26 protein-coding genes and 1 pseudogene are annotated in these 24,040 nt (G+C 60.4%); 14 read left to right on the top strand and 13 right to left on the bottom strand.

Features of this window, described 5'->3' with window-relative positions; genetic code table 11:
• Window positions 1-6: 6 nt before the first annotated feature.
• From PPUTUW4_RS04185 to PPUTUW4_RS04170, 4 genes are all read right to left on the bottom strand, one after another.
• Entirely contained in the window at window positions 7-918 is a 912-nt protein-coding gene (locus PPUTUW4_RS04185) for an SDR family oxidoreductase (protein ID WP_015093528.1), read from the bottom strand.
• Between the two features lie 292 nt (window positions 919-1,210).
• A complete protein-coding gene (locus PPUTUW4_RS04180; protein ID WP_015093527.1) occupies window positions 1,211-2,113 on the bottom strand; it encodes an alpha/beta hydrolase in 903 nt (300 codons plus the stop codon).
• The gene (locus tag PPUTUW4_RS04175; RefSeq protein ID WP_015093526.1) at window positions 2,113-2,895 is read right to left on the bottom strand and encodes a class II aldolase/adducin family protein; all 783 of its coding nucleotides are present in this window, start codon (window positions 2,893-2,895) and stop codon (window positions 2,113-2,115) included. Before PPUTUW4_RS04175 ends, PPUTUW4_RS04180 begins: the two co-directional genes overlap by 1 nt.
• A 226-nt stretch (window positions 2,896-3,121) precedes the next feature.
• Entirely contained in the window at window positions 3,122-3,577 is a 456-nt protein-coding gene (locus PPUTUW4_RS04170; RefSeq protein ID WP_015093525.1) for a flavodoxin, read from the bottom strand.
• Window positions 3,578-3,679: 102 nt separating this feature from the next.
• Here PPUTUW4_RS04170 and PPUTUW4_RS04165 point away from each other — a divergent pair, with 102 nt between their 5' ends.
• Window positions 3,680-4,150 (top strand): PAS domain-containing protein, encoded by a 471-nt coding sequence (locus PPUTUW4_RS04165; protein WP_015093524.1) that lies wholly within the window; start codon window positions 3,680-3,682, stop codon window positions 4,148-4,150.
• Window positions 4,151-4,210: 60 nt separating this feature from the next.
• Complete coding sequence (locus PPUTUW4_RS04160; protein WP_015093523.1) at window positions 4,211-4,816, top strand: hypothetical protein; 606 nt, start codon at window positions 4,211-4,213, stop codon at window positions 4,814-4,816.
• Between the two features lie 3 nt (window positions 4,817-4,819).
• Here PPUTUW4_RS04160 and PPUTUW4_RS04155 read toward each other — a convergent pair whose 3' ends face one another.
• Window positions 4,820-5,779, bottom strand: a complete 960-nt coding sequence (locus PPUTUW4_RS04155) for a MerR family transcriptional regulator (RefSeq protein ID WP_015093522.1) — start codon at window positions 5,777-5,779, stop codon at window positions 4,820-4,822.
• 223 nt (window positions 5,780-6,002) lie between these two features.
• On the opposite strand from PPUTUW4_RS04155, the gene PPUTUW4_RS04150 reads away from it, so the two are divergent.
• The 6 genes from PPUTUW4_RS04150 to PPUTUW4_RS04125 all read left to right on the top strand — a co-directional run bounded on the left by PPUTUW4_RS04150 (window position 6,003) and on the right by PPUTUW4_RS04125 (window position 9,133).
• On the top strand, window positions 6,003-6,572 hold the full coding sequence (locus tag PPUTUW4_RS04150) for a hypothetical protein (protein ID WP_015093521.1): 570 nt from the start codon (window positions 6,003-6,005) through the stop codon (window positions 6,570-6,572).
• Between the two features lie 171 nt (window positions 6,573-6,743).
• A complete protein-coding gene (folM, locus tag PPUTUW4_RS04145; protein WP_015093520.1) occupies window positions 6,744-7,454 on the top strand; it encodes a dihydromonapterin reductase in 711 nt (236 codons plus the stop codon).
• A gap of 20 nt (window positions 7,455-7,474) precedes the next feature.
• The gene (folE, locus tag PPUTUW4_RS04140) at window positions 7,475-8,035 is read left to right on the top strand and encodes a GTP cyclohydrolase I FolE (protein ID WP_015093519.1); all 561 of its coding nucleotides are present in this window, start codon (window positions 7,475-7,477) and stop codon (window positions 8,033-8,035) included.
• Between the two features lie 2 nt (window positions 8,036-8,037).
• A complete protein-coding gene (gene folX, locus PPUTUW4_RS04135) occupies window positions 8,038-8,409 on the top strand; it encodes a dihydroneopterin triphosphate 2'-epimerase (RefSeq protein ID WP_007970304.1) in 372 nt (123 codons plus the stop codon).
• Between the two features lie 96 nt (window positions 8,410-8,505).
• Window positions 8,506-8,802 carry a DUF1244 domain-containing protein gene (locus tag PPUTUW4_RS04130; RefSeq protein WP_015093518.1) on the top strand — a complete coding sequence of 99 codons (297 nt, stop codon included), beginning with the start codon at window positions 8,506-8,508 and terminating at the stop codon, window positions 8,800-8,802.
• Window positions 8,795-9,133: a HopJ type III effector protein gene (locus PPUTUW4_RS04125; RefSeq protein ID WP_015093517.1), complete on the top strand. Its 339-nt coding sequence runs from the start codon at window positions 8,795-8,797 to the stop codon at window positions 9,131-9,133. The genes PPUTUW4_RS04130 and PPUTUW4_RS04125 overlap by 8 nt, the downstream gene beginning before the upstream one ends.
• A gap of 7 nt (window positions 9,134-9,140) precedes the next feature.
• Here the strand turns inward: PPUTUW4_RS04125 and PPUTUW4_RS30585 are convergent.
• Window positions 9,141-9,254: pseudogene (locus PPUTUW4_RS30585) on the bottom strand (outer membrane lipoprotein carrier protein LolA); the annotation flags it as partial.
• A gap of 127 nt (window positions 9,255-9,381) precedes the next feature.
• On the opposite strand from PPUTUW4_RS30585, the gene PPUTUW4_RS04120 reads away from it, so the two are divergent.
• On the top strand, window positions 9,382-10,632 hold the full coding sequence (locus tag PPUTUW4_RS04120; protein ID WP_015093516.1) for an aspartate aminotransferase family protein: 1,251 nt from the start codon (window positions 9,382-9,384) through the stop codon (window positions 10,630-10,632).
• A gap of 171 nt (window positions 10,633-10,803) precedes the next feature.
• On the opposite strand, the gene trxB is transcribed toward PPUTUW4_RS04120, so the two are convergent.
• Window positions 10,804-11,760: a thioredoxin-disulfide reductase gene (gene trxB / locus PPUTUW4_RS04115; RefSeq protein ID WP_007970300.1), complete on the bottom strand. Its 957-nt coding sequence runs from the start codon at window positions 11,758-11,760 to the stop codon at window positions 10,804-10,806.
• 315 nt (window positions 11,761-12,075) lie between these two features.
• Here trxB and cysZ point away from each other — a divergent pair, with 315 nt between their 5' ends.
• Both cysZ and PPUTUW4_RS04105 read left to right on the top strand, forming a co-directional pair.
• A complete protein-coding gene (gene cysZ / locus PPUTUW4_RS04110) occupies window positions 12,076-12,828 on the top strand; it encodes a sulfate transporter CysZ (protein ID WP_015093515.1) in 753 nt (250 codons plus the stop codon).
• A 57-nt stretch (window positions 12,829-12,885) separates the two neighbouring features.
• A complete protein-coding gene (locus PPUTUW4_RS04105) occupies window positions 12,886-14,085 on the top strand; it encodes a glycosyltransferase family 1 protein (protein ID WP_015093514.1) in 1,200 nt (399 codons plus the stop codon).
• Window positions 14,086-14,204: 119 nt separating this feature from the next.
• Here PPUTUW4_RS04105 and PPUTUW4_RS04100 read toward each other — a convergent pair whose 3' ends face one another.
• The 3 genes from PPUTUW4_RS04100 to PPUTUW4_RS04090 all read right to left on the bottom strand — a co-directional run bounded on the left by PPUTUW4_RS04100 (window position 14,205) and on the right by PPUTUW4_RS04090 (window position 16,597).
• Window positions 14,205-15,308 carry an NADH:flavin oxidoreductase gene (locus PPUTUW4_RS04100; RefSeq protein ID WP_015093513.1) on the bottom strand — a complete coding sequence of 368 codons (1,104 nt, stop codon included), beginning with the start codon at window positions 15,306-15,308 and terminating at the stop codon, window positions 14,205-14,207.
• 198 nt (window positions 15,309-15,506) lie between these two features.
• Window positions 15,507-15,989 (bottom strand): glutathione peroxidase, encoded by a 483-nt coding sequence (locus PPUTUW4_RS04095; RefSeq protein ID WP_007970293.1) that lies wholly within the window; start codon window positions 15,987-15,989, stop codon window positions 15,507-15,509.
• Between the two features lie 122 nt (window positions 15,990-16,111).
• Window positions 16,112-16,597 (bottom strand): peptidylprolyl isomerase, encoded by a 486-nt coding sequence (locus PPUTUW4_RS04090; RefSeq protein ID WP_007942189.1) that lies wholly within the window; start codon window positions 16,595-16,597, stop codon window positions 16,112-16,114.
• Here PPUTUW4_RS04090 and PPUTUW4_RS04085 point away from each other — a divergent pair.
• The 3 genes from PPUTUW4_RS04085 to PPUTUW4_RS04075 all read left to right on the top strand — a co-directional run bounded on the left by PPUTUW4_RS04085 (window position 16,566) and on the right by PPUTUW4_RS04075 (window position 19,959).
• Window positions 16,566-16,892: a DUF3565 domain-containing protein gene (locus tag PPUTUW4_RS04085; RefSeq protein WP_041474777.1), complete on the top strand. Its 327-nt coding sequence runs from the start codon at window positions 16,566-16,568 to the stop codon at window positions 16,890-16,892. The two genes, PPUTUW4_RS04090 and PPUTUW4_RS04085, sit on opposite strands and share 32 nt — an antisense overlap.
• A 61-nt stretch (window positions 16,893-16,953) precedes the next feature.
• The gene (gene pta / locus PPUTUW4_RS04080; RefSeq protein ID WP_007970292.1) at window positions 16,954-19,053 is read left to right on the top strand and encodes a phosphate acetyltransferase; all 2,100 of its coding nucleotides are present in this window, start codon (window positions 16,954-16,956) and stop codon (window positions 19,051-19,053) included.
• Window positions 19,054-19,959 (top strand): acyltransferase, encoded by a 906-nt coding sequence (locus PPUTUW4_RS04075; RefSeq protein WP_015093511.1) that lies wholly within the window; start codon window positions 19,054-19,056, stop codon window positions 19,957-19,959.
• Between the two features lie 178 nt (window positions 19,960-20,137).
• On the opposite strand, the gene cysN is transcribed toward PPUTUW4_RS04075, so the two are convergent.
• The 3 genes from cysN to PPUTUW4_RS04060 form a co-directional block, all read right to left on the bottom strand.
• Window positions 20,138-22,036 (bottom strand): sulfate adenylyltransferase subunit CysN, encoded by a 1,899-nt coding sequence (gene cysN, locus PPUTUW4_RS04070; protein ID WP_015093510.1) that lies wholly within the window; start codon window positions 22,034-22,036, stop codon window positions 20,138-20,140.
• A gap of 9 nt (window positions 22,037-22,045) precedes the next feature.
• Entirely contained in the window at window positions 22,046-22,963 is a 918-nt protein-coding gene (cysD, locus tag PPUTUW4_RS04065; RefSeq protein WP_007970286.1) for a sulfate adenylyltransferase subunit CysD, read from the bottom strand.
• Between the two features lie 260 nt (window positions 22,964-23,223).
• Window positions 23,224-23,982: a Nif3-like dinuclear metal center hexameric protein gene (locus PPUTUW4_RS04060; protein ID WP_015093509.1), complete on the bottom strand. Its 759-nt coding sequence runs from the start codon at window positions 23,980-23,982 to the stop codon at window positions 23,224-23,226.
• Window positions 23,983-24,040 lie beyond the last annotated feature (58 nt).

The raw sequence follows: 24,040 nt of genomic DNA, 5'->3' as shown, positions 1-24,040 counted from the left end.
ACAATGTCAGAGCGAATACTTCTGCAAATTCCCCATCATTTCCTTCAGCGCATCGATATTGTCCTTCGGATGCGCCGCACCTTCGAAGTCGCAAATCTGCTGCCAATGCGCCGCCACGTCTTCCGGTGAGAAGCCGGCCCGTGGATCGAACCCGACACCGAGGCTGCGTTCCCAGCGGACCTTGCCCATCCAGCCACCGCCGACTTCAAACAGACCGGAGGTTTCCTGGCAGGTCTCGCTGGCCAGGTACACCACCAGCGGGCTGACCAGTTCCGGCTTTAGCTGTTCGAAGACTTGCGGCGGGATCAGGCCTTCAGTCATGCGCGTGCCGCCGGTGGGGGCGATGGCGTTGACCAGGATGTTGTTCTTGCGGCCTTCGATGGCCAGGGTGCGGGTCAGGCCATAGAGACCGAGCTTGGCCATGCCGTAGTTGGACTGGCCGAAATTGCCATAGATACCCGAGGTCGACGCGGTGAAAATCACCCGGCCGTAGTTCTGCTCGCGCATATGTGGCCAGGCGGCACGGGTGACTTTGTAGGCACCTTCGACGTGGACGCGGTAAACCAGGTCCCAGTCGGCGTCTTCCATTTTGTGGAAGGTCTTGTCACGCAGGATCCCGGCGTTGTTGACCACCACGTCGACGCGACCGAAGACGTCCAGGGCATGCTGGACCAGTTTGTCACCGTCAGTGACCGAATCGTGGTTGGCCTCGGCGATACCGCCGGCTTCGCGTATGTCCGCTACCACGCGGTCGGCGGCCGAGGCGTTGGCGCCTTCGCCCTGAGTCGAGCCGCCCAGGTCGTTGACCAGAACCCTGGCGCCCTGTTTGGCGAACAGCAGTGCATGCACCCGTCCCAGGCCGCCACCGGCACCGGTAATGATCACGACTTTATCTTCGAAGCGCACAGGCTCATTCATGGGGGGACTCCAGCAGGCCAAGGGACGATGAGTCCGAGTTTCCGGCACGGCGCAGCGGGTCACAATCAACACGGGGGAGGCTGAATGGTGCGCGATAAGGCTGGGGGATGATTGATAGAGATACGGACACGAACCCTGTGGCGAGGGGGCTTGCCCCCGTTGGGCTGCGAAGCGGCCCCAAAATACAGCGCAGTGATTCAGATACAACGCGTTAAGCAGGTTTACGACTGCTTCGCAGCCGAACGGGGGCAAGCCCCCTCGCCACAAAAGCCCAGCAGGTTCACGCTGCGAATCAGGAGCAGGCGACTTTGCGCGGCGGAGAAAGCAGCTGATCGCGAAACGCCAGGTAGTGCCTGAGGACCTCGCAGGGTGCCTCGATCTGCGGGTAGTGACCGATGTCGGGCAACACCACGGTGTCCGCATCCGGGATCAGTTCCCGGTAACGCTCGACCATATGCACACCGGAGATCGGATCGACCCCGCCATCGATCACTCGCAGCGGCACTTCACCGCGCTGCATCGCGCTCACCCAGCGGTTGCGCCAGACGCGTCGCTCCGGGATGTAGGCGATCAACTTGTGCATGATCCGTGGCCCACGCTGGCTTTCGACCAGGCTCCAGAAGTCATCCATCTGGCTTTCACTGGGCCGGGTTTGCGGGCCGAAAATCTGCCGAAAGCTTCTCACCAGGCCATCACGGCTGAAGGCGCGGCCAATCATCCAGCCCAAAGGGCTGAGCAAGAGCTTTTGCATCAATACCGGGCGGTGGGTTTCCGGAAACAACCCGCCGTTGAGAAACACACAACTGGCCAGCTCCACCCGCGACTCGTAATGCCGGGCCAGCAGTTCCTGGGCCACGCTGTCGCCATAGTCGTGGGCGAACAGGTGTACCGGTTGCTCGACATTCAGGTGCTCAAGCAGTGCCTGTTGCAGATCCGCTTGCTCCAGCAGGCTGTATTCGTGGTTCGCCGGCTTTGCCGAATCGCCGAAGCCAAGCATGTCGCAAGCGATCACGCGATAGCGCTGGGTCAATGGCTGCCACAGGTAATGCCAGTCCCAGCTGGCGGACGGAAAACCGTGAATCAGCAACAGCGGCTCACCCTGACCCGCCGTCCAGTAACGGATGCTGTGGCCACGGAACAAGAACGTCTGGCTGCGTTTGCGCCAGACACACAGAGGAATCTCGGCAAGTGCCATTAGAGTTTATAACCCGGGTCCAGTTTATCGAGCTTGCGCAGCAGCGCCGGCCACGCCAGCGCTCCGCCCATTCCTTGAGCACTTCTGGTGACACCCGCGATCATGGCTTTGGCGCCGGCCAGAATCTGCGGTTCGATTGCAATCAGTTCAGCCGCACCGTTTTGTGCCATGACCTGAATGTCGCAGGCACGCTGAAAGGTAAACATCATCAGGAACGTATCGGCGATGCTGCTGCCGCATGTCAGCAGACCATGGTTATGCAGCATCAGGAAATTGTTTTCACCGAGATCAGCCTGCAGCCGCACCTTCTCTTCATGGTTGAGCGCCACACCTTCGTAGGCGTGGTAGGCCAGGCTGGAAAGCACGAACAACGACTGTTGGCTGATCGGCAGCACGCCCTGCTTCTGTGCCGAGACCGCCACCCCTGAAGCCGTGTGGGTGTGCAGCACACAAACGACATCGTGACGGACTTCATGCACGGCGCTGTGGATGGTGTAACCCGCCGGATTGATCTCGTAAGGACTGTCCATCAGCTTGTTGCCGGCCTGATCCACCTTGACCAGGCTCGACGCGGTCATTTCGTGAAACATCAGCCCGAACGGGTTGATCAGGAAATCTTCGGTGCCGGGCACCTTGGCGGAGATGTGGGTAAAGATCAGGTCATCCCAACCATGTTGGGCAACCAGGCGATAACAAGCGGCCAGGTCGACGCGAGTCTGCCACTCGGCAGCACTGACCTGGTCTTTGACACTGTGTGGCGATTGGATGGGAGCGACAGTCACGGCAAGAAGCCTCGGTGTTTTTATTATGGAGTGTTTCCTATGTTCACCGAGTCTAGTCAGCCCTTGGGGTTCGTGTAGTTGCATTGGCAGCCAGCTTGGTGACCCTACGAGTCAGTCACCCTGCCACCCATGGATCCATGTCAAACGACCGGCGCCAGCGATGGTCTGACAGGCAGTTTTTTACCGTACTGTCAGAACCCTGACTGGCATGGATATCGGAGTAACGTCAGGTGCGCAGTGCGCTGATCAGGTCCGCCAGCCAAGGCTCGGCGTCCGTCTCTGGGGTCACGCTCTCGCTGGCATCCAGGCGCAGCATCGGCAGCACTTCGCGAATGCCCAGTTCACCGAACAGTTCGCGCATCTGCTCGCCGCCGCCACAAAAAGTATCGCCATAACTCGCATCGCCCAATCCGATCACCGCCCCCGGCAAACCGCGCCAGGCTGCAGGCAATTGGTCACGAATGGTCGAATACAGTGGTTGCAGATTGTCCGGCAGCTCACCCATGCCGGTGGTCGAGGTCACCGCCAGAAAGGCTTCGGGGCCAAACGCCTGGATGTCGGCGAGGGTCGCACGCTGGTTGTGCCAGGTTTCGAAACCGGCGGCTTTCAACAGGCTGGCGGCGTGGCGGGCAACTTCTTCGGCCGTGCCGTACACCGAGCCGGAAATGATGGCGACTTTCATCAATCTGATCCTGAATCCGAGTAAAAGACCCGGATATTAACACCACAGTCGTGATTATTCTTTTAGAATGCAATTGACAATCAATCAGGAAAGGATGCTCCGATGATTAATGCTCAACTGCTGCAAATGGTGATCAACGCCTCCAACGACGGCATCGTCATTGCCGAAAAGGAAGGCGATCAGGACAAAATCCTCATTTACGTCAACCCCGCATTCGAACGCCTGACGGGCTACTCCAGCGAAGAGATCCTCTATCAGGATTGTCGCTTCCTGCAGTCGGGGGATCGCGACCAGGACGCCCTGCCGTTGATTCGCGACGCCTTGAACCGAGAAGGTTCCTGCCGGGAAATACTGCGCAACTACCGCAAGGACGGCACACCGTTCTGGAATGAGCTGTCCCTTTCAACGGTGAAAAATCCAGCGGACGGGCAGACCTACTTTGTCGGTGTGCAGAAAGACGTCACCGTGCAGGTCAAGGCGCAACAGCGCGTGGCACAACTGGAGGGACAGGTGGCTGAACTCCAGGCGGAGCTTGCTGCGCTCAAGGCGACGAACGGCGCAAACGAAACTTAGAATTAATGGTCAGTAACTACAATCACCAATAACTTTGTAACTATACCCTTCGAGCTGGCCATGCAACGCGACGCGCTCCTGACCCAGGATGAGCTGGATTTCATCCAGACCATGCAACACAACCCGCAACTCAATGTGCGGGATGCGACGTCGAGCCTGCTCGTCAACGGTGGATCGCAAATCCGTGACCTGCTCACCCGCCTGGCGGCCCATGAGCAGGTCACCATTCAAGCCAGCTTCGAAAACCAGCAAATAACCTTCCCCCTGCACCTGGTGGAAGACGAGTTCCATGCGATGCATTTGCGTCTCGGCGTGCCGAGCATCTATGAAGACGGGCCCATGGCCCGGCCTTGGCGTCTGGTACTGGACGAGCCGGTAGCGCTGGAAAACGCCCAGGGTCAACCCGGCACCCTGTGGGTACACGAAGTGTCGTGCAAAGGGGTTTTGCTGGAGGTTCGCAACAAGACCAAGCCACCGAAGCATTTCGCCTTGTGGTTCAGCCCCTCAGGCTATGAGCGGATTGCCTTGCGCGGCACCTTCGAGAAAGAAAACGAACAGGGCTTCTACGCCTATCAACTGAACCAGAGCGATACGGACGAAACCGAGCGTCTGCGCCAGTTCATCCTGCAACAGCATCGTCTGACTCATCCAACGCTGCATCTCTGAACTTCAAGTATCCAGACTACCCGCCAGGAACTGCTTCAGACGCTGGCTCATGACCTTCCCTTCATTGCCCAGGCAACCGATCGATGACCCGGCCAGGCTGTGCTGCGCCAGGTCAGAGGCATCACCGGCCAAAAACAATCGACACTCCAGACCCATGGCCAGGCGATTCAAGCGCCGCGGCAACTCGGCATTCGGTACATGATTGGAAAACAGCACCAGTGCCACGGGCTTGATCCTTTCACACATCAGCGCCAGCTCCTCGAATGGCTGGCCTATGTTCAATACGCCAATGGTCGATGGCCCGGAACTCAGGAACAGGGCGGCGACCAACAGCTCCAGTTCCCGACAGTGACCATCCAGGGCACAGATGACCACGTGATGCGGTTGCTGCTCGCGCGTCAACAGCAAGCGCTGCACTACCCGGGAACGTAGAAAACCATCCAGGAACAGCCACTCGCTGGTTACGCCGAACTGGTCCTGGCGTTGCAACAACTGCTTCCAGACGGGGATCAGAATGTCCTGAAACACCACCGGCAGGGCGTAACTGGAGAAGATTTGCCCGTAGACCTGCTCCAGCTGAAGGTCGTCAAACCCGTTGACCGTCGCAAGAACCTGCTGCTGCCACTGCGCGTAATCGGCTTCCACGAGGCTGTTGGGGATGATGTGCGACAACGCCTGGAGCGGCTCGCTCCTGGCCAGGATCTTGCCGATCCTGCTGACCGCAACACCGCGTTCGATCCAGCCGAGAATGCTGCGAACACGCTCAATATCGGACATCGAATACAGTCGATGCCCGCTATCGGTGCGTGTTGGAACAATCAGGCCATAACGTCGCTCCCAGGCGCGAAGCGTGACCGGGTTGACACCTGTCAGTCGCGCCACCTCGCGAATGGGAAAGAGCTCTTCCTGTTCGAGTGTGATGGCCTGCGCGGATCGTGAAGCGACGTCTGTATGTATCGGCATCCTGTTGAAACATCCTTGTATCGTCCGAGCGTCATTCTAACGCCCCCGCCCCGTAAAGTTTCCGTAAAAAATCGATACTGCGAATGAGCGGATAAACGTCACAGACGCCACGGGCAGAATCAGGAATAATCCTTGCTTGTTTCAAGTCGCAGCCCACCACCCCGGCGCTGCGCCTGGCGAAGCGCCTATCCGGAGCGACGCAAATGCCTTATGGAGATACACAATGTCTACCTCACCCGTCACGCTGATGGTTGCGCGCCGCGTTGCCAATGGACGTTATCAGGACCTGATCGCCTGGCTGCGAGAAGGCGAACAACTGGCCACCGACTTTCCCGGTTATCTCGGCTCCGGTGTACTCGCTCCGCCGCCCGGGGACGACGAATTCCAGATCATCTTCCGCTTCGTCGACGAGCAGACCTTGCACGCCTGGGAACATTCCGTCTCTCGCAGCGCCTGGCTCGGACGCGGCAGCGACCTGTTCGCCCACCCGACAGAACACCGGGTCAGCGGCATCGAAGGCTGGTTTGGCGTCGCCGGCCAACGCCCGCCGCGCTGGAAACAGGCCGTGGCGATCTGGCTGGCGTTCTTTCCGGTCTCGCTGCTGTTCAACTTTGTGCTGGGGCCGCTGATCAGTGACATGAGCCTGCTGCCGCGGGTGTTCATCAGCACGCTGTGCCTGACGCCACTGATGGTTTATTTGTTCATTCCGTTGTCGACCCGTTTGCTGGCCAATTGGCTGAACAGTGCGCCAGCTCGACCGCTGCCCGCAGAACCCACCGTCCAAAATCGCTGATCCCCCTGTGGGAGCGAGCTTGCTCGCGATGAGGGCGTGTCAGTCAACATATGTGTCGTCTGACAGTCCGCAATCGCGAGCGAGCTCGCTCCCACAGTTGTTTCCCCCCGCAATAGGTAGAGCGCTGCCGTCGCTGGTATAGTTTTACTCTCACCGCGACGCGAGCCGTTCATGACTTCTTCCGCAGCCCCTATCCTGATTACCGGCGCCGGCCAGCGTGTCGGCCTGCACTGCGCCCGGCGATTGCTGGAAGACGGCCATCGCGTGATTTTCAGCTACCGCAGCGAGCGGCCCGGCGTACAAGCCCTGCGCGACCTGGGGGCCAGCGCCGTGTTCGCGGACTTCGCCAGCGAGGCCGGGATCCTCGCCTTCATCAGTGAACTGAAAACCCACACCGACTGTTTGCGGGCGATTATCCACAACGCCTCCGAATGGCTGGCGGAAACACCGGACACTGACGCTGCAGCATTCACCCGCATGTTCAGCGTGCACATGCTGGCGCCCTACCTGATCAACCTGCACTGCGCCGATCTGCTGCAACGTTCAAGCCCCGCAGACATCGTGCACATCAGCGATGACGTGACCCGCAAGGGCAGCAGCAAGCACATCGGCTATTGCGCCAGCAAAGCCGGACTCGACAGCCTGACCCTGTCCTTCGCCGCCAGGTATGCGCCGGACATCAAGGTCAACGGGATTGCGCCCGCCCTGCTACTGTTCAACCCTGAAGACGACGCGACCTACCGCTCCAAGGCACTGGCCAAGTCCGCTCTGGGCATCGAACCCGGCTGCGAAGTGATCTACCAGAGCCTGCGCTATCTGCTCGACAACCCTTATGTCACCGGCACCACCCTGACCGTCAACGGCGGAAGGCACATCAAGTAAGTGTCCCGCGAGGATTTTCCATGACGTTATCCCTGCCCCAGAATTATCGAGAGATCCTCATCGGCCTCGGTGAAAATCCAGACCGCGAAGGCCTGCTCGACACCCCGGTGCGCGCAGCCAAAGCCATGCAGTACCTTTGCCATGGCTACGAACAAAGTGTCGAAGAGATCGTCAATGACGCGCTGTTCGCCTCCGACAACGATGAAATGGTGATCGTCGACAACATCGAGCTGTATTCGCTTTGCGAACACCACATGCTGCCCTTCATTGGCAAGGCGCATGTGGCTTATATTCCAACCGGCAAGGTGCTGGGGCTGTCGAAGATTGCGCGGCTGGTGGACATGTTCGCCCGGCGCCTGCAAATCCAGGAAAACCTCACCCGGCAAATCGCCGACGCCGTGCAACAGGTGACCGGTGCGGCAGGCGTCGCAGTGGTCATCGAAGCGCAGCACATGTGCATGATGATGCGCGGCGTCGAGAAACAGAATTCGACCATGAACACCTCCGTGATGCTCGGCGCTTTCCGCGAGTCGAGCAACACCCGCCAGGAGTTCCTGCAATTGATTGGACGGAGCAAGTAGCAATGCCACAACTTCAGCCAGGCATGGCACGCATCCGGGTCAAAGACCTGTGCCTGCGTACCTTCATCGGCATCAATGAGGATGAAATCCTCAACAAGCAGGATGTGCTGATCAACCTCACTATTCTGTACGCGGCCCAGGAAGCGGTACGTGACAACGACATCGATCACGCGCTGAACTACCGCACGATCACCAAGGCGATCATCGCCCACGTGGAAGGCAACCGCTTTGCGCTGCTCGAACGCCTGACCCAGGAAATTCTCGACCTGGTGATGGCCAACGCATCGGTGCTCTACGCCGAAGTCGAGGTCGACAAGCCCCACGCGCTGCGATTCGCCGAGTCGGTGTCGATAACGCTTGCAGCGAGCCGCTAGCTACAAGCTACAAGCGGCAAGCTGTAAACTTGGACTCATCGCCAATCATCTGGCAGCTTCAAGCTCGCCGCTTGCAGCTGTCTCGCAGAGACCCCCATGAACGATCAACAACGCCTTGAACTCGAAGCCGCCGCCTTTCGTCGGCTGGTGGCCCACCTGGACAGCCGCAAGGATGTGCAGAACATCGACCTGATGAACCTCTCGGGCTTCTGCCGCAACTGCCTGTCCAAATGGTACAAGGCGGCGGCGGATGAGCGCCAGATCGAGGTCAGCCTCGACGAAGCCCGCGAAGTGGTTTACGGCATGCCGTACGCCGAATGGAAAGCCCAATATCAGCAAGAAGCCAGCGCCGAACAACAGGCGGCGTTCGCCAAAGGAAAACCCAATGAGTGATTTGAACACCCTGCGCGCCAGCCTCAACAGCGGCGAACACGCCTTCGCCGACACCCTGGCGTTCATTGCTGGCGGTTACGACTACCAGCCTCAGGCCTTCAACAACGGTGGTGTGGAAAACGCGGCCGGGCAGAACGAAGGCTCGTGCAAGACCCTGGGGCTGGCGCTGCTCGAAGGCTTGAGCGATGAAGAAGCCCTGCTGGCTTTCGGCGAGCATTACCGCTCGGTGCTGGCAACGCCAGAAGGCAGCGACCACGGCAACATCCGGGCGCTGATTGCCCACGGCCTGGGGGGTGTGAAGTTCACCCAACAGCCGCTGACACGCCGCTGATTTGATTTGTAGGAGCGAGCCCGCTCGCGATGGACTGAAGAACGCCACGGGGTGTCAGGCTCCCAGCGTCATCGTTCACCACCATCGCGAGCAAGCTCGCTCCTACAGGTTTTGCGTTCATGGCGCGGAATTGATCACAAGCACAACCCGACTTTTAAGATTGACCCGGCAACTTTATTTCGTTTGCCCCGTAGCACCGCTCACGGCTTAGATAAAAAGAAGTCCTCCTTCTTCCGAGCCGGTCATTCATGCGCAGCGAAACCATCAGCCAGTCGATCAACATCGTTCACCCTGTCACGCTCAGCCACGGCAAAAACGCCGAGGTCTGGGACATCGATGGCAAACGCTACATCGACTTTGTCGGTGGCATTGGCGTGTTGAACCTCGGCCATTGCCATCCGCGCATCGTCGAGGCCATTCGCGAACAAGCCACGCAGCTGACCCACTATGCGTTCAATGCGGCGCCCCATGTGCCTTACCTCGAACTGATGGATCGCCTCAGTGCGTTCATGCCGGTGGGTTACCCGGTCAGCGGCATGCTCACCAACAGCGGCGCGGAAGCGGCGGAAAACGCCCTGAAGATCGTCCGTGGCGCCACCGGCCGCAGCGCGGTCATCGCCTTCGACGGTGCATTCCACGGCCGCACGCTGGCCACGCTCAACCTCAATGGCAAAGTGGCGCCCTACAAACAGAAAATCGGCGTGCTGCCGGGGCCGGTGTATCACCTGCCCTTTCCCGGCCCGGACAACGGCGTGACCTGCGCCGAAGCCCTCAAAGCCATGGAGCGCCTGTTCAGCGTCGAGATCGATGTCGAAGACGTCGCCTGCTTTATCGTTGAACCGGTGCAAGGCGAAGCGGGCTTCCTGGCCATGGACGTCGAGTTCGCCCGGGTGTTGCGCAAGTTCTGCGACGACAAGGGCATCGTGCTGATCGCCGATGAAATCCAGTCCGGTTTCGGCCGCACCGGCCAGCGCTTCGCGTTCTCACGGCTGGGCATCGAGCCGGATCTGGTCCTGCTCGGCAAAAGCATCGCCGGCGGCGTGCCGCTGGGGGCGGTGGTCGGGCGCAAATCGCTGATGGATAACCTGCCCAAGGGCGGACTCGGTGGCACTTACTCGGGCAATCCCATCGCCTGCGCCGCCGCGCTGGCGACGCTGGATGAAATGACCGATGCCAACCTGCACGCCTGGGGCGCACAACAAGAGGAAGCGATTGTCGGCCGCCATGAAACCTGGCGCGCGAACAACCTGACGCCGTACCTGGGCCGACTTACCGGTGTAGGTGCGATGCGTGGTTTCGAGCTGATCAACGCCGATGGCTCGCCCGCCCCGGCACAATTGACCCAACTGCTGACTTTGGCGCGGAATGCGGGCCTGCTGCTGATGCCCAGTGGCAAATCGCGGCACATCATTCGCTTGCTGGCGCCGTTGACCATCGAGGCTGCGGTGCTGGAAGAAGGGCTGGATATTCTTGAAGCCTGTCTTGCAAAACTGACCTGAACACTATCCCTGTGGGAGCGGGCTTGCTCGCGAAAGCGGTGGATCAGCCACATCAATGTTGAATGACACACCGCCTTCGCGAGTAAGCCCGCTCCCACACCGGAGTGTTATCAAGCATTAAATCGTGGGCATAAAAAACCGGCCGAGGCCGGTTTTTTTACCAAAACAGAATCAAGCGTTCTGCAGGTTGTCGAGGTAACGCTCGGCATCCAGTGCCGCCATGCAACCGGCGCCCGCCGAGGTGATGGCCTGACGGTACACGTGGTCGGCCACGTCACCGGCAGCGAAAATGCCTTCGAGGTTGGTGGCGGTGGCGTTGCCGTCACGGCCGCCCTGCACAACCAGGTAACCGTCTTTCAGGGTCAGCTGACCTTCGAACAGCGAAGTGTTCGGGGTGTGGCCGATGGCGATGAACACGCCGTCGACTTTCACTTCGTCGAAGCTGCCGTCGTTATTCTTCAGGCGGGCACCGGTCACGCCCATGTTGTCGCCCAGCACTTCGTCCAGGGTCGCGTTCAGCTTCAGCTCGATCTTGCCTTCGGCAACACGGGCGTTCAGCTTGTCGATCAGGATCTTCTCGGCGCGGAAGGTTTCGCGACGGTGGATCAGGGTGACTTTGCTGGCGATGTTGGCCAGGTACAGGGCTTCTTCGACAGCGGTGTTGCCACCGCCGACCACAGCCACCGGCTTGTTGCGATAGAAGAAACCGTCGCAGGTTGCGCAGGCGGAGACGCCTTTGCCCATGAACGCTTCTTCGGACGGCAGGCCCAGGTAACGAGCACTGGCGCCGGTGGCGATGATCAGGGCATCGCAGGTGTAGGTCGCACTGTCGCCAGTCAGTGTGTATGGCTTGGCAGCGAAGTCCACGGCATTGATGTGATCGAAAACGATCTCGGTTTCAAAGCGTTCGGCGTGCTCGCGCATCCGCTCCATCAGCGCCGGGCCGGTCAGGCCGTGGACGTCGCCCGGCCAGTTGTCGACTTCGGTGGTGGTGGTCAGTTGACCGCCGGCCTGCATGCCGGTGATCAGCAGTGGCTTGAGGTTGGCACGGGCGGCATAGACCGCAGCGCTGTAACCGGCAGGGCCGGAACCGAGAATAATCACTCGCGAATGACGGACTTCAGACATGACCTGCTCCTGTTGACCGGCCCGGAACACCTGGCGCGGAACGCCGGATTGCCGGCTGGAATAAAAAAGAACGGTTGAAAGCACTTGGGGAAGGCTTGAACACGACCGTCCTGTAAAAAGATTGGGTGCAGCGTATCGAGGGGGCGAAGATTAAGGAAATACGGATTAACAATCCAGCTCATAGGTGGTCTCTATGCAATCTGCCCGACGATATCGACGTCTTTGTTACAGTGAATGTCGATACCGCCACCGCGCTTTCGCATGTGTAGCAAAGCCGGTAAGGTCGGCGCGTTTTCCCTCTGCCCGGAGCACCTTATGCCCGCCCCTGTTCTGTCCGGCCCGCAATACCTGCGCGAAGGCCTCAAGCTGGTGCTGAGCCCCAGCCTGCGTTTGTTTGTGTTGTTGCCGCTGGCGATCAACCTGGTGCTGTTCGTCGGATTGATCTACCTGGCCGGCCATCAATTCAGCCTGTGGGTCGACACGCTGATGCCGTCCCTGCCCGACTGGCTGAGTTTTCTCAGCTACATCCTCTGGCCGCTGTTCGTAGTCCTCGTCATGCTGATGGTGTTCTTCACCTTCACCATGCTTGCCAACGTCATTGCCGCGCCATTCAACGGCTTCCTCGCGGAGAAGGTCGAAGTGGTTGTGCGCGGCACCGATGATTTTCCGGCCTTCAGCTGGGGCGAACTGATTGCGATGATCCCGCGCACCCTGGCCCGGGAAATGCGCAAGCTTGGCTACTTCCTGCCACGGGCGATCGGGCTGTTCATCCTTTCGTTCATCCCGGTAGTGAACATCATTGCCGCGCCGCTATGGCTATTGTTCGGGGTGTGGATGATGGCGATCCAGTACATCGACTACCCGGCGGACAACCACAAGCTGGGCTGGAACGAGATGCTCGCCTGGCTGCGGCAGAAGCGCTGGCAGAGCATGGGCTTCGGCGGCAGCGTGTACCTGGTGCTGCTGATTCCGGTGGTCAACATCCTGATGATGCCGGCCGCTGTGGCTGGGGCGACGCTGTTCTGGGTGCGTGAACGTGGCGCGGAAAACCTGGTGACCCAGCGCTGAGCCATCAGCACCGGTACCACAGTCACAAATCCATCATCCCGACGTCACACTGACGACATGGCCCCAGCCGACACTGGGGTCATGACGACAGCTCTGCATATCACCCTGATCACAGAAACCTTCCCTCCGGAAATCAACGGCGTGGCCAATACCCTGGGTCGCTTGTGCGACGGTTTGCGCGCGCGCGGGCATCAGGTGGAACTGGTGCGACCACGCCAGGGCTGCGACCAGCAGCTGGGCAGCGACGATGAATTGCTGCTGTGCCGCGGCTGGCCGCTACCGGGCTATCCCGGCCTGCAATGGGGTCAGTCGTCGATGCACAAGCTGCTGCGCCGCTGGACGCGTCACCGCCCGGACGTGCTCTATATTGCCACCGAGGGCCCGTTGGGCCTGTCGGCCTTGCGTGCAGCACGGCGTCTGGGGATTTCCGTGGTCAGCGGTTTCCACACCAATTTCCAGCAGTACTCCAACCAGTACGGCCTTGGCTTGCTCACGCGCCTGCTGACTCACTACCTGCGCTGGTTCCACAACCGCTCGACCATGACCCTGGTGCCCAGCGTCAGTCAGCGCATGGAGCTGGAACGACGGCATTTCGAACGGCTGGCGTTGCTCTCCCGAGGGGTCGACAGTGAGTTGTTTCACCCGGCCAAACGCTTGAATGGCCTGCGCGAGCAATGGGGATTGGCCGAGGACGACATCGCCGTCATTCACGTCGGTCGCCTGGCCCCGGAAAAGAATCTTGGCCTGCTCAAACGCACCTTCAATACCCTCAAGGCGAGTTATCCCCGGCGCACCCTGAAACTGATCGTGGTCGGCGACGGTCCGCAGCGCCAGGAGCTGGAAAAGGAAATGCCCGAGACGATTTTCTGCGGCACCCAGCGGGGTGAAGCCCTGGCGTGTCACTACGCATCAGGCGATGTGTTTCTGTTTCCGAGCCTGACTGAAACCTTCGGCAATGTGGTGCTTGAAGCACTGGCCTCGGGGCTCGGCGTGGTGGCCTATGATCAGGCAGCAGCGGCCCAGCATATTCGTCATGGCTACAACGGTGTGTTGGCAATGCCGGGGGATGAAGAAGCGTTCTGCGATGCAGCGGCATGGCTGCTGGAGGACGGGGAAGCCTTGCGCAATGTGCGGCTCAATGCGCGCCAGCATGCCAGTCGCCAGGGTTGGGCGACGATCATCGAACAGTTCGAGGGACAGTTGCGCGGGGCCTGTGCCGGGGAGATGGTGGTGCCGAATGCACCGATTGTTCCCTGATTTTGTAGTGCTCTTTAGTCAGCCATCGCGAGCAAGCTCGCTCCCACAGGGGATTTGTGTACGACACAGAACCAATGTGGGAGCGAGCTTGCTCGCGATGAGGCCTTCCCGGTCGCCGCTTAAACCAGCGTCATCAACGCCTCGCGGCTGAACGGCAAGATGTCGTCCTCACGACCATCGCGCACTTTCTGTGCCCAGTCCGGGTCCACCAGCAACGCACGACCGACCGCCACCAGGTCGAACTCATCGTTGTTCAGGCGCTCCAGCAGTTTTTCCAGGCTGGCCGGTTGTGCCACCTTGTCGGTGTTGACCATGAACTGCAGGAACTCGCCGTCCAGGCCGACGCTGCCCACGGTGATGGTCGGCTTGCCGGTGAGTTGGCGGGTCCAGCCAGCAAGGTTCAGCTCGGAACCGTCGAACTCCGGCTCCCAGAAGCGGCGGGTCGAGCAGTGGAAAATATCCACGCCGGCATCGGCCAACGGCTTGAGGAACTCGCCCAGCGCCTCCGGGGTTTGCACCAGGCGCGCGGTGTAGTCCTGCTGCTTCCACTGGGAGAAACGGAAGATGATCGGGAAGCCTTCACCGACCGCGGCACGCACGGCTTGAATCAATTCAATGGCGAAGCGCGAACGGTTGGCCAGGCTGCCGCCGTATTCGTCGGTACGCTGGTTGCTGCCTTCCCAGAAGAACTGGTCGACCAGGTAACCGTGGGCGCCGTGGATTTCCACGCCGTCCATGCCGATGCTCTGGGCATCCTTGGCAGCCTGGGCGAACGCGGCGATCACGTCCTGGATATCCTGTTGGGTCATGCCGTGCACAACGACCTGGCCGTCCTTGATTTTTTCCGACGGGCCATAGCCCGGTACGCTGGCGTCCGGCTCGGTGCCGATACGACGTACGCTGCCCACATGCCACAACTGCGGAACGATCTTGCCGCCTTCGGCGTGAACGGCGTCGACAACTTTCTTCCAGCCGGCCAGAGCCGCTTCACCATAGAAGTGCGGAACGTTAGGGTAGCCGTTGGAAGCCTTGTGACCGACGGTGGTGCCTTCGGTGATGATCAGACCGACGCCCGCAGCGGCGCGACGACGGTAGTATTCGATCACTTTGGAATTCGGCACGCCGCCCGGAGAAAAGGAGCGGGTCATCGGCGCCATGACGACGCGGGTCGGCAGTTCGAGAGTGCCGAGGTGGAACGGTTTGAACAGGGCTTTGACGGGCATGGGACGCTCCACAGGGAATGACTTTATGACGGCGATAATATGGAGGTTCGCGCGTACTGAACAGCACTATTGATTTAGGTGATGTAGGAGCGAGCTTGCTCGCGATGGTGGTCAACGATAACGCTGGCGGTCTGATGCCCCGCGGTGTTCCTGTAACCATCGCGAGCGAGCTCGCTCCTACAGAGGGAGAGGGGAATTTCAGCTCAGCGCTTTTTCAATCGCATGAACAATGGTCGGATCATCCGGCGCCGTACGTGGCGAGAACCGCGCCAGTACGCGGCCGTCCTTGCCCAGCAGGAACTTCTCGAAGTTCCAGGTGATATCGCCGGGGAATTCCGCGCCCTCGCCCGCCAGCAAGCGGTACAACTGATGACGGTCATGCCCGTTGACTTCCAGCTTGCTGGACAACGGGAAGGTCACACCATAGTTGAGGCTGCAGAAATCCTTGATCTCCTGCTCGGTCCCCGGTTCCTGCCCGGCAAACTGATTGCAAGGCAGGCCCAACACGCTGAAGCCTTTGGCCTTGTATTGTTGGTAGAGGTTTTCCAGCGCCGCGTACTGCGGGGTCAGGCCGCATTTGGAGGCGACGTTGACCACCAGTACGACTTGGCCTTTGAAAGGCGCCAGAGGTAGCTCCTGTCCATCCAGGGCTGTCAATTTAAGGTCGTGAAAAGCACTCATGGCGTACTCCAGATTCCCGTGTTCTTCTCGAAACAGCCACTTGGCGGTGTCATCAGGGACAGCCGCAGACTAAAAAGGCGCCCTCGGGGCGCCTCTCCAGTTATCTGAGCTTAGCGCAGAAATCAGTGGTGATGGCCACCTTCGCCATGGACGTGGCCATGAGCGATTTCTTCCTGGCTGGCGTCACGGATGGCAACGATCTTGACCTGGAAATTCAGGCGCTGACCGGCCAACGGGTGGTTGCCGTCAACGGTCACGTCGTCGCCGTCCAGATCACGGATGGTCACGATCTGCATCTGGCCGTCCGGAGCGGAAGCGTGGAACTGCATGCCCACTTCCAGCTCGTCGACGCCTTCGAACATGCTGCGGCTCAGGGTGCTGACCAGTTCGGCAGCGTATTCGCCGTAAGCGTCTTCCGGTTCAACGGCTACGGTCAGCTCGTCGCCGACAGCCTTGCCTTCCAGAGCCTTTTCCAGGCCCGGGATGATGTTGCCTGCGCCTTGCAGGTAGACCAGCGGCGCGCCGCCGGCGGAGCTGTCGATGACCTCACCAGCGTCGTTGGTCAGGGTATAGTCGATGGAGACAGCCTTATTGGCGGCGATCAGCATGGGGCGAGACCTTTTGCATAAGAAGATTGAAAGGCCAAGTTTAGCGAAGCAATCGACCGAAAGCGAACACAACCCGGACAAACGGGATTCGACGGTCACAGGCTTCCATCAAGACGAGGACGGCCACTGGGTGGCCGAGCTTTCCTGCGGCCACACCCAACACCTGCGGCACCAGCCGCCCTGGCAATCCCGGGCCTGGGTCATGGACCCTGTGCAGCGCCAGGAAAAAATAGGCCGACCCTTTGATTGCGGTTGGTGTGCACAAGGCACGGTTAGCGATAACCTTGTCGACTGAATTTCGGTAATCGACCAGCCATAGGTCGTGACCATTGCCATGCACCTTCCAGAGAATCCGCATGCAAACTTTTTTTATCGCGCCCACCGATTTTGGTGTGGGTCTGACCTCCATCAGCCTCGGGCTGGTGCGTACCCTTGAGCGCGCCGGGCTCAAGGTCGGCTTTTTCAAACCGATTGCCCAGCCGCATCCGGGTGACACGGGCCCGGAACGTTCCACCGAACTGGTGGCGCGCACCCACGGCTTGAAACCGCCTCAGCCACTGGGCCTGGCCCATGTCGAGCGCATGCTCGGCGACGGCCAGCTCGATGAGTTGCTCGAAGAAATCATCACCCTGTATCAGCAGGCGGCCATCGGCAAGGACGTGCTGATCGTCGAAGGCATGGTGCCGACCCGCAGCGCCAGTTACGCCGCGCGGGTCAACCTGCACCTGGCCAAGAGCCTCGACGCCGAGGTGATCCTGGTCTCGGCACCGGAAAACGAAGTGCTGACCGAGCTCTCCGGTCGCGTCGAGTTGCAGGCGCAATTGTTCGGCGGCCCGAAAGACCCGAAAGTCCTCGGCGTGATCCTCAACAAGGTCAAGACCGAGGAAAGCATGGAGGCCTTCGCCACGCGCCTGAAGGAGCATTCGCCGTTGCTGCGCAGTGGTGATTTCCGCTTGCTCGGCTGCATTCCGTTCCAGCCGGAACTGAACGCCCCGCGCACCCGCGACGTCGCCGACCTGATGGGCGCGCAAGTGCTCAACGCCGGTGATTACGAAACCCGACGCATGACCAAGATCATCATTTGCGCCCGCACCATGCGCAACACCGTGGAGTTGCTCAAGCCCGGCGTACTGGTGGTGACCCCCGGCGACCGCGACGACATCATCCTCGCCGTCAGCCTCGCGGCCTTGAACGGCGTGCCGCTGGCCGGGCTGCTGCTGACCAGCGACACCCTGCCCGACCCACGCATCATGGACCTGTGCCGCGGTGCCCTGCAGGCCGGGCTGCCAGTGCTGTCGGTGAGTACCGGTTCCTACGACACCGCCAACCTGCTCAATGGCCTGAACAAGGAAATCCCCATCGACGACCGCGAGCGCGCCGAAATCATCACCGATTTCATCGCTGGCCATCTCGATGCCAACTGGTTGCACCAGCGCTGCGGTACACCGCGCGAGATGCGCCTGTCGCCAGCGGTGTTCCGCTATCAATTGATCCAGCGCGCCCAGGCGGCCAACAAGCGCATCGTGCTGCCCGAAGGCAGCGAGCCGCTGACCGTGCAGGCCGCGGCGATCTGCCAGGCCCGCGGCATCGCACGTTGCGTGCTGCTGGCCAAGCCCGAGGACGTGCAGGCCGTCGCCCGCGCCCAAGGCATCGAGCTGCCGCCCGGCCTGGAAATCATCGATCCGGACTTGATCCGCGAACGCTACGTCGAGCCGATGGTCGCACTGCGCAAAAGCAAAAGCCTCAACGCGCCGATGGCCGAGCAGCAACTCGAAGACACCGTGGTGATCGGCACCATGATGCTGGCCCTGGATGAAGTCGACGGACTCGTATCGGGCGTGATCAACACCACCGCCAACACCATCCGCCCGGCCCTGCAGCTGATTAAAACCGCGCCGGGCTGCACCCTGGTGTCTTCGGTGTTCTTCATGCTGTTCCCCGAAGAAGTGCTGGTCTACGGCGACTGCGTGATGAACCCGCACCCGAGCGCCAGCGAACTGGCCGAGATCGCCCTGCAAAGCGCCGACTCGGCGGCCGCATTCGGCATCACGCCACGGGTGGCGATGATCAGCTACTCCAGCGGCGAATCGGCCAGCGGCGAGGAGGTCGAGAAGGTCCGCGAGGCCACCCTGCTCGCCCACGAACAACAGCACTCGCTGCTGATCGACGGCCCATTGCAGTACGACGCCGCGGCCAACGAAAGCGTCGCCCGGCAGCTGGCGCCGAACAGCCAGGTGGCCGGTCGTGCCACGGTGTACGTGTTCCCCGACCTCAACACCGGCAACACCACCCACAAAGCCGTGCAGCGCAGCGCCGACTGCGTCAGCCTCGGGCCGATGCTGCAAGGCCTGCGCAAACCGGTGAACGATTTGCCGCGCGGCGCGCAGGTCGACGACATCGTCTACACCATCGCCCTGACCGCGATTCAAGCCGCCAACCGACCTATGGATGTGTAAATGCTGGACTTCCTACCCGCCCCGTTGCGCGGCGTGATCGCCTCGCTGCTGCTGGCATTGAACACGATTTTGCTCTGCTCGTTCCTGTTCTGCGTGGCACTCGTCAAGGCATTGCCGTTCGTCCTCACCCAACGCATCGCGGGCTGGCTGATGAGTCATACCCATGAAGCCTGGATCAGCCTCAACAAAGGCTGGATGAACCTGGTGCGCCGCACGCGCTGGCACATCAGCGGCCTGCAAGGCCTCGACTACCGGCACTCGTACCTGATCACCAGCAACCACCAGAGCTGGGTCGACATCCTGGTGCTGCAATACGTGCTCAACCGACGCATCCAACCGTTGAAGTTCTTCCTCAAACAAGAGCTGATCTGGGTTCCGGTGATTGGTCTGGCCTGGTGGGCGCTGGGCTTTCCGTTCATGAAGCGCTACTCCAAGGCCTATCTGGAGAAGCACCCGGAGAAAAAAGGCAAGGACCTGGAAACCACCCGCAAGACCTGCGCGAAATTCCGCGACAACCCGGTGGGAATCTTCAACTTCGTGGAAGGCACGCGCTTCACCGAGGGCAAGCACAAGCAACAACAATCACCCTTCAAGTACCTGCTCAAGCCCAAGGCCGGTGGCATTGCCTTTGTGCTGGATGCGATGGGTGAGCAACTGGAGTCCATCGTCAACGTGACCATCCACTACCCGGCCGGGCGTCCTGGTTTCTGGGATTTGTTGTGCGGGAACATTGCGGACGTGGTGGTGCACTTTGAAGAGCTGAACATTCCGCCGCAGTTCATCGGCAAGAACTACGACCAGGATGGCGAGTACCGATTGCAGTTCCAGGGCTGGATCAATCAGATGTGGCAGGACAAGGATGCTCTGCTGGAACAGTTGCATCGCGAGTATCCAGCGAAGTCTTGAGGTGCCTGTACTGGCCTCTTCGCTGGCAAGCCAGCTCCCACAGGGACCGTGTCGTTCACAAATTTTTCGAACGCCCTCAAAACTGTGGGAGCGGGCTTGCCCGCGATAGCCATTTCCAGGACACAAAAAAACCCGCAGACAATCACTTGTCTGCGGGTTTTTCATTTTGTGCTAAGGCTTAAATCGCACCACGCTCACGCAGCAGAGCCAGCACTTGCTTGACGCCTTCTTCCAGCGACACGGACTGGGTGTCGATCACCAGATCGGCATCCAGCGGCACGTCGTACGGGAAGGACTCGCCCGGGATGTTATCCCCGGCCGCCGCGTACAGGCCCTGCGGATCACGCTCGGCGCAGACGGTCGGCGAAGCCTGGACGTAGACCGTCAGCAGACGTTCCTTGCCGATCAGTTCCCGGGCCTGTTCACGACCTTCGGCACTCGGCGCAACGAATGCCGCCAGGGTCAGCAGACCGGCTTCGTTGAACTGACGCGCAACGTGCGCGGCGCGACGCCAGTTCTCGGTACGACCGGCGCGATCCTGTGGCAGACCCTTGTTCAGGTCGTGACGCAGGTTCTGGCCATCGAGTACGTACACCGCACGACCAAGGTCGAACAGCTTGCGTTCAACCGCATACGCCAGGGTGCTCTTGCCCGCGCCCGACAAGCCGCTGAACAGCACGGTGGCCGGTTGCTGGCCGAAGCGCTGGGCGCGCTCTTCAGTGGCAACGTGGGCCAGTTTGCCGTGGTGGGTGCTGGTGCCATGGGCCAAAGGCTGGGCGACGATCATGCCGGCGCCGACGGTGCCGTTGGTCAAGCGGTCGATGATGATGAAGGCGCCGGTGGTGCGATTGCTGTCGTAACCGTCGAGGGCAATCGGCGCGTCGAGCGCGATCTTGACCTTGCCGATTTCGTTCAACTGCAACGCGCTGGCCGGACCTTCTTCCAGGGTGTTCACGTCGACTTTGTTGACGATGCTGGCGATGGAGCCCGGCACGTAACTGGTGGCGCGCTTGATGTCGTATTTCTTGCCCGGCAGCATCGGCTCTTCAGCCATCCACACCAGCATGGCTTCGAAGCTGTCGGTCACCGGCGGCACGTTGTCGGCGTGAACCAACAGGTCGCCACGGGAGATGTCGATTTCGTCTTCCATGGTCAGCGTGACTGCCTGACCTGGACCTGCGTGTTCCAGTTCACCTTCGAAGGTGACGATGGACTTCACGCGGCTGCTCTTGCCCGACGGCAGCACCACGACTTCGTCGCCTTTCTTGACGATGCCGCTGGCCAGCGTACCGGCGAAGCCACGGAAGTTCAGGTTCGGACGGTTGACGTACTGCACCGGGAAACGCAGATCGGTGAAGTTGCGGTCGCCCGCCACTTCCACGGTCTCGAGGATTTCCATCAGCGACTGGCCGGTGTACCACGGCGAGCGCTCGGACTTGTTCACCACGTTGTCGCCCTTCAGTGCCGACATCGGCACGAAGTGCATGCTGGTGGGCTTCATCTTCAGGCCTTCGGCGAACTGCAGGTAGTCGGCCTTGATCGACTCGAACACGCCTTGGTCGAAGTCCTTGAGGTCCATCTTGTTGATGGCGACGACTATGTGCTTGATGCCCAGCAACGAAGCGATGAAGCTGTGGCGACGGGTCTGGGTCTGCACGCCGTAGCGGGCGTCGACCAGGATGATCGCCAGGTCACAGGTGGACGCACCGGTGGCCATGTTGCGGGTGTACTGCTCATGGCCGGGGGTGTCGGCGATGATGAATTTGCGCTTGGCGGTGGAGAAATAGCGGTACGCGACATCGATGGTGATGCCTTGTTCACGCTCGGCCTGCAGACCGTCTACCAGCAACGCCAAGTCGATGTCTTCGCCGGTGGTACCGACTTTTTTCGAGTCGCGGGTGATTGCTTCCAGGTGATCTTCGTAGATCATCTTGGAGTCGTGCAGCAGGCGCCCGATCAGGGTGCTCTTGCCGTCGTCGACGTTACCGCAGGTCAAAAAGCGCAGCAGCTCTTTACGTTCGTGCTGGCCCAGGTAGGCGAGGATGTCCTCGCTGATCAAATCAGATTGATGCGACATGACAGCCCCTTAGAAATAACCTTGACGTTTTTTGTCTTCCATCGAGCCTGCGCCATCGTGGTCGATGACACGGCCCTGGCGCTCGGAAGTTCGCGTCAGGAGCATTTCCTGAATGATGTCCGTAAGGCTTTCGGCCTCGGACTCCACCGCGCCCGTCAACGGGTAGCAACCAAGGGTACGGAAACGCACTTTCTTTTTGACGATGCGCGCTTTGTCTTCATCGCTCAGGTGCTCGAGGATGCGCTCGTCGTCGATCATGATCAGCGTGCCGTTCTTCTCGATTACTTCGCGTTCGGCGGCGAAGTACAGCGGGACGATCGGGATGCCTTCAAGGTAGATGTACTGCCAGATGTCCAGTTCGGTCCAGTTCGACAGCGGGAAGACGCGGATCGACTCGCCCTTGTTGACCTTGCCGTTGTAGACGTTCCACAGCTCGGGACGCTGGTTCTTCGGGTCCCAGCGGTGCTTGCTGTCGCGGAACGAGTAAACGCGCTCCTTGGCGCGGGATTTCTCTTCATCGCGACGGGCGCCGCCGAACGCGGCGTCGAAACCATGCTTGTCGAGTGCCTGCTTCAGGCCCTCGGTCTTCATGATGTCGGTGTGCTTGGCGCTGCCGTGGGTGAACGGGTTGATGTTCTGCGCCACGCCGTCCGGGTTGACGTGGGTGATCAGGTCGAGGCCCAGTTCCGCGACCATCTTGTCACGGAAGGCGTACATCTCCTGGAATTTCCAGCGAGTGTCGACGTGCATCACCGGAAACGGCAGCTTGCCCGGGAAGAACGCCTTGCGTGCCAGATGCAGCATCACGGCGGAGTCTTTACCGATGGAGTACAGCATCACCGGGTTGTCGAACTCGGCGGCCACCTCGCGGATGATGTGGATGCTTTCCGCCTCCAGCTGTTTCAGATGCGTCAGTTTGTCGACCATGGCTACTCACGAAAGCTTTCTTATGAACGGCCAGCGGGCCGTGTTCGAGCGGGGATCCTAGCACAGCGACCTCTTCTAATCAGGACGCCAACTAGATCGAAAGAGCATATGAATATGCCCCGCTGTTTGGGCACATCGCCCCCCCCCTGTAGGAGCGAGCTTGCTCGCGATGAACCTGAGACCACCTCGGGGTATCAGGCTTCCAGCGTTATCGTTGACGACCATCGCGAGCAAGCTCGCTCCTACAGGGGATCCCGGATTCAGATCGGATTGGGGCAATCGATGAAGATGTGCTCCAGCGCAAAGCGCCGCGCCAGATAATCCCCCAGCGCCTGAACGCCGTAGCGCTCGGTCGCATGGTGACCGGCGGCGATGAAGCTGACGTCGTTTTCCCGTGCACTGTGGAAGGTCTGCTCGGAAGCCTCGCCGCTGAGGTACAGGTCGACGCCGGCCGAAATGGCCTGGTCGATGTATCCCTGGCCGCCACCGGTGCACCAGCCGACGCGGCGGATCATGGCGCTGCCTTCGATCAACAGTGGCTCACGACCCATGACTTCCTGCACGCGGCGGGCAAAATCCCGGGGCATCATCGGTTCATTCAACGAGCCGACCAGACCGACAATCTTCAGGTCATCCGGGGCCAGCGGACCTTCGACGGTGATGTCGAGCTGCCGCGCGAGCTGCACGTTATTGCCGACTTCCGGGTGCAGATCCAGCGGCAGGTGATAGGCCAGGAGACTGATATCGTGCTTGAGCAGGGTCTTCAAGCGGCGTTGCTTCATGCCGGTGATGCACGGGTTTTCGCCCTTCCAGAAATAGCCGTGATGCACCAGTACCAGATCGGCATTGGCCTCTACCGCGGCATCCAGCAACGCCTGGCTGGCAGTGACACCACTGACAATGCGCATCACTTGCGGACGGCCTTCGATTTGCAAGCCATTGGGGCAGTAATCGGCGATTTTGGCGCTGTTGAGGTAACGGTCGGCTTCTTCGACCAGGGTGCTCAGGGCGACGGCCATGAAAGACTCCTAAATATCCCGTTCAGAGGCGCGTGCGGCCTCGTATAATGCGCGTCAT

The organism is Pseudomonas sp. UW4 (genome assembly GCF_000316175.1).
Classification (GTDB): Bacteria; Pseudomonadota; Gammaproteobacteria; order Pseudomonadales; family Pseudomonadaceae; genus Aquipseudomonas; species Aquipseudomonas laurylsulfatiphila.
The sequence above is the reverse complement of the archived record's forward strand: the minus strand, read 5'-3'. Positions and strand labels throughout refer to the sequence as shown.

What these genes read in the sequence shown, in the direction of transcription:
- PPUTUW4_RS04170 (WP_015093525.1), bottom strand. Translation starts at nt 3,577, where the DNA reads ATGAAAGTCGCCATCATTTCCGGCTCGGTGTACGGCACGGCCGAAGAA.
- trxB (WP_007970300.1), bottom strand. Translation starts at nt 11,760, where the DNA reads ATGTCTGAAGTCCGTCATTCGCGAGTGATTATTCTCGGTTCCGGCCCT.
- PPUTUW4_RS04185 (WP_015093528.1), bottom strand. Translation starts at nt 918, where the DNA reads ATGAATGAGCCTGTGCGCTTCGAAGATAAAGTCGTGATCATTACCGGT.
- PPUTUW4_RS04160 (WP_015093523.1), top strand. Translation starts at nt 4,211, where the DNA reads ATGCAACGCGACGCGCTCCTGACCCAGGATGAGCTGGATTTCATCCAG.
- folE (WP_015093519.1), top strand. Translation starts at nt 7,475, where the DNA reads ATGACGTTATCCCTGCCCCAGAATTATCGAGAGATCCTCATCGGCCTC.
- cysD (WP_007970286.1), bottom strand. Translation starts at nt 22,963, where the DNA reads ATGGTCGACAAACTGACGCATCTGAAACAGCTGGAGGCGGAAAGCATC.
- folM (WP_015093520.1), top strand. Translation starts at nt 6,744, where the DNA reads ATGACTTCTTCCGCAGCCCCTATCCTGATTACCGGCGCCGGCCAGCGT.
- PPUTUW4_RS04150 (WP_015093521.1), top strand. Translation starts at nt 6,003, where the DNA reads ATGTCTACCTCACCCGTCACGCTGATGGTTGCGCGCCGCGTTGCCAAT.
- PPUTUW4_RS04180 (WP_015093527.1), bottom strand. Translation starts at nt 2,113, where the DNA reads ATGGCACTTGCCGAGATTCCTCTGTGTGTCTGGCGCAAACGCAGCCAG.
- cysN (WP_015093510.1), bottom strand. Translation starts at nt 22,036, where the DNA reads ATGTCGCATCAATCTGATTTGATCAGCGAGGACATCCTCGCCTACCTG.
- pta (WP_007970292.1), top strand. Translation starts at nt 16,954, where the DNA reads ATGCAAACTTTTTTTATCGCGCCCACCGATTTTGGTGTGGGTCTGACC.
- PPUTUW4_RS04095 (WP_007970293.1), bottom strand. Translation starts at nt 15,989, where the DNA reads ATGAGTGCTTTTCACGACCTTAAATTGACAGCCCTGGATGGACAGGAG.
- PPUTUW4_RS04130 (WP_015093518.1), top strand. Translation starts at nt 8,506, where the DNA reads ATGAACGATCAACAACGCCTTGAACTCGAAGCCGCCGCCTTTCGTCGG.
- PPUTUW4_RS04075 (WP_015093511.1), top strand. Translation starts at nt 19,054, where the DNA reads ATGCTGGACTTCCTACCCGCCCCGTTGCGCGGCGTGATCGCCTCGCTG.
- PPUTUW4_RS04120 (WP_015093516.1), top strand. Translation starts at nt 9,382, where the DNA reads ATGCGCAGCGAAACCATCAGCCAGTCGATCAACATCGTTCACCCTGTC.
- PPUTUW4_RS04155 (WP_015093522.1), bottom strand. Translation starts at nt 5,779, where the DNA reads ATGCCGATACATACAGACGTCGCTTCACGATCCGCGCAGGCCATCACA.
- PPUTUW4_RS04060 (WP_015093509.1), bottom strand. Translation starts at nt 23,982, where the DNA reads ATGGCCGTCGCCCTGAGCACCCTGGTCGAAGAAGCCGACCGTTACCTC.
- PPUTUW4_RS04100 (WP_015093513.1), bottom strand. Translation starts at nt 15,308, where the DNA reads ATGCCCGTCAAAGCCCTGTTCAAACCGTTCCACCTCGGCACTCTCGAA.
- cysZ (WP_015093515.1), top strand. Translation starts at nt 12,076, where the DNA reads ATGCCCGCCCCTGTTCTGTCCGGCCCGCAATACCTGCGCGAAGGCCTC.
- folX (WP_007970304.1), top strand. Translation starts at nt 8,038, where the DNA reads ATGCCACAACTTCAGCCAGGCATGGCACGCATCCGGGTCAAAGACCTG.
- PPUTUW4_RS04085 (WP_041474777.1), top strand. Translation starts at nt 16,566, where the DNA reads ATGGAGACAGCCTTATTGGCGGCGATCAGCATGGGGCGAGACCTTTTG.
- PPUTUW4_RS04125 (WP_015093517.1), top strand. Translation starts at nt 8,795, where the DNA reads ATGAGTGATTTGAACACCCTGCGCGCCAGCCTCAACAGCGGCGAACAC.
- PPUTUW4_RS04165 (WP_015093524.1), top strand. Translation starts at nt 3,680, where the DNA reads ATGATTAATGCTCAACTGCTGCAAATGGTGATCAACGCCTCCAACGAC.
- PPUTUW4_RS04105 (WP_015093514.1), top strand. Translation starts at nt 12,886, where the DNA reads ATGGCCCCAGCCGACACTGGGGTCATGACGACAGCTCTGCATATCACC.
- PPUTUW4_RS04090 (WP_007942189.1), bottom strand. Translation starts at nt 16,597, where the DNA reads ATGCTGATCGCCGCCAATAAGGCTGTCTCCATCGACTATACCCTGACC.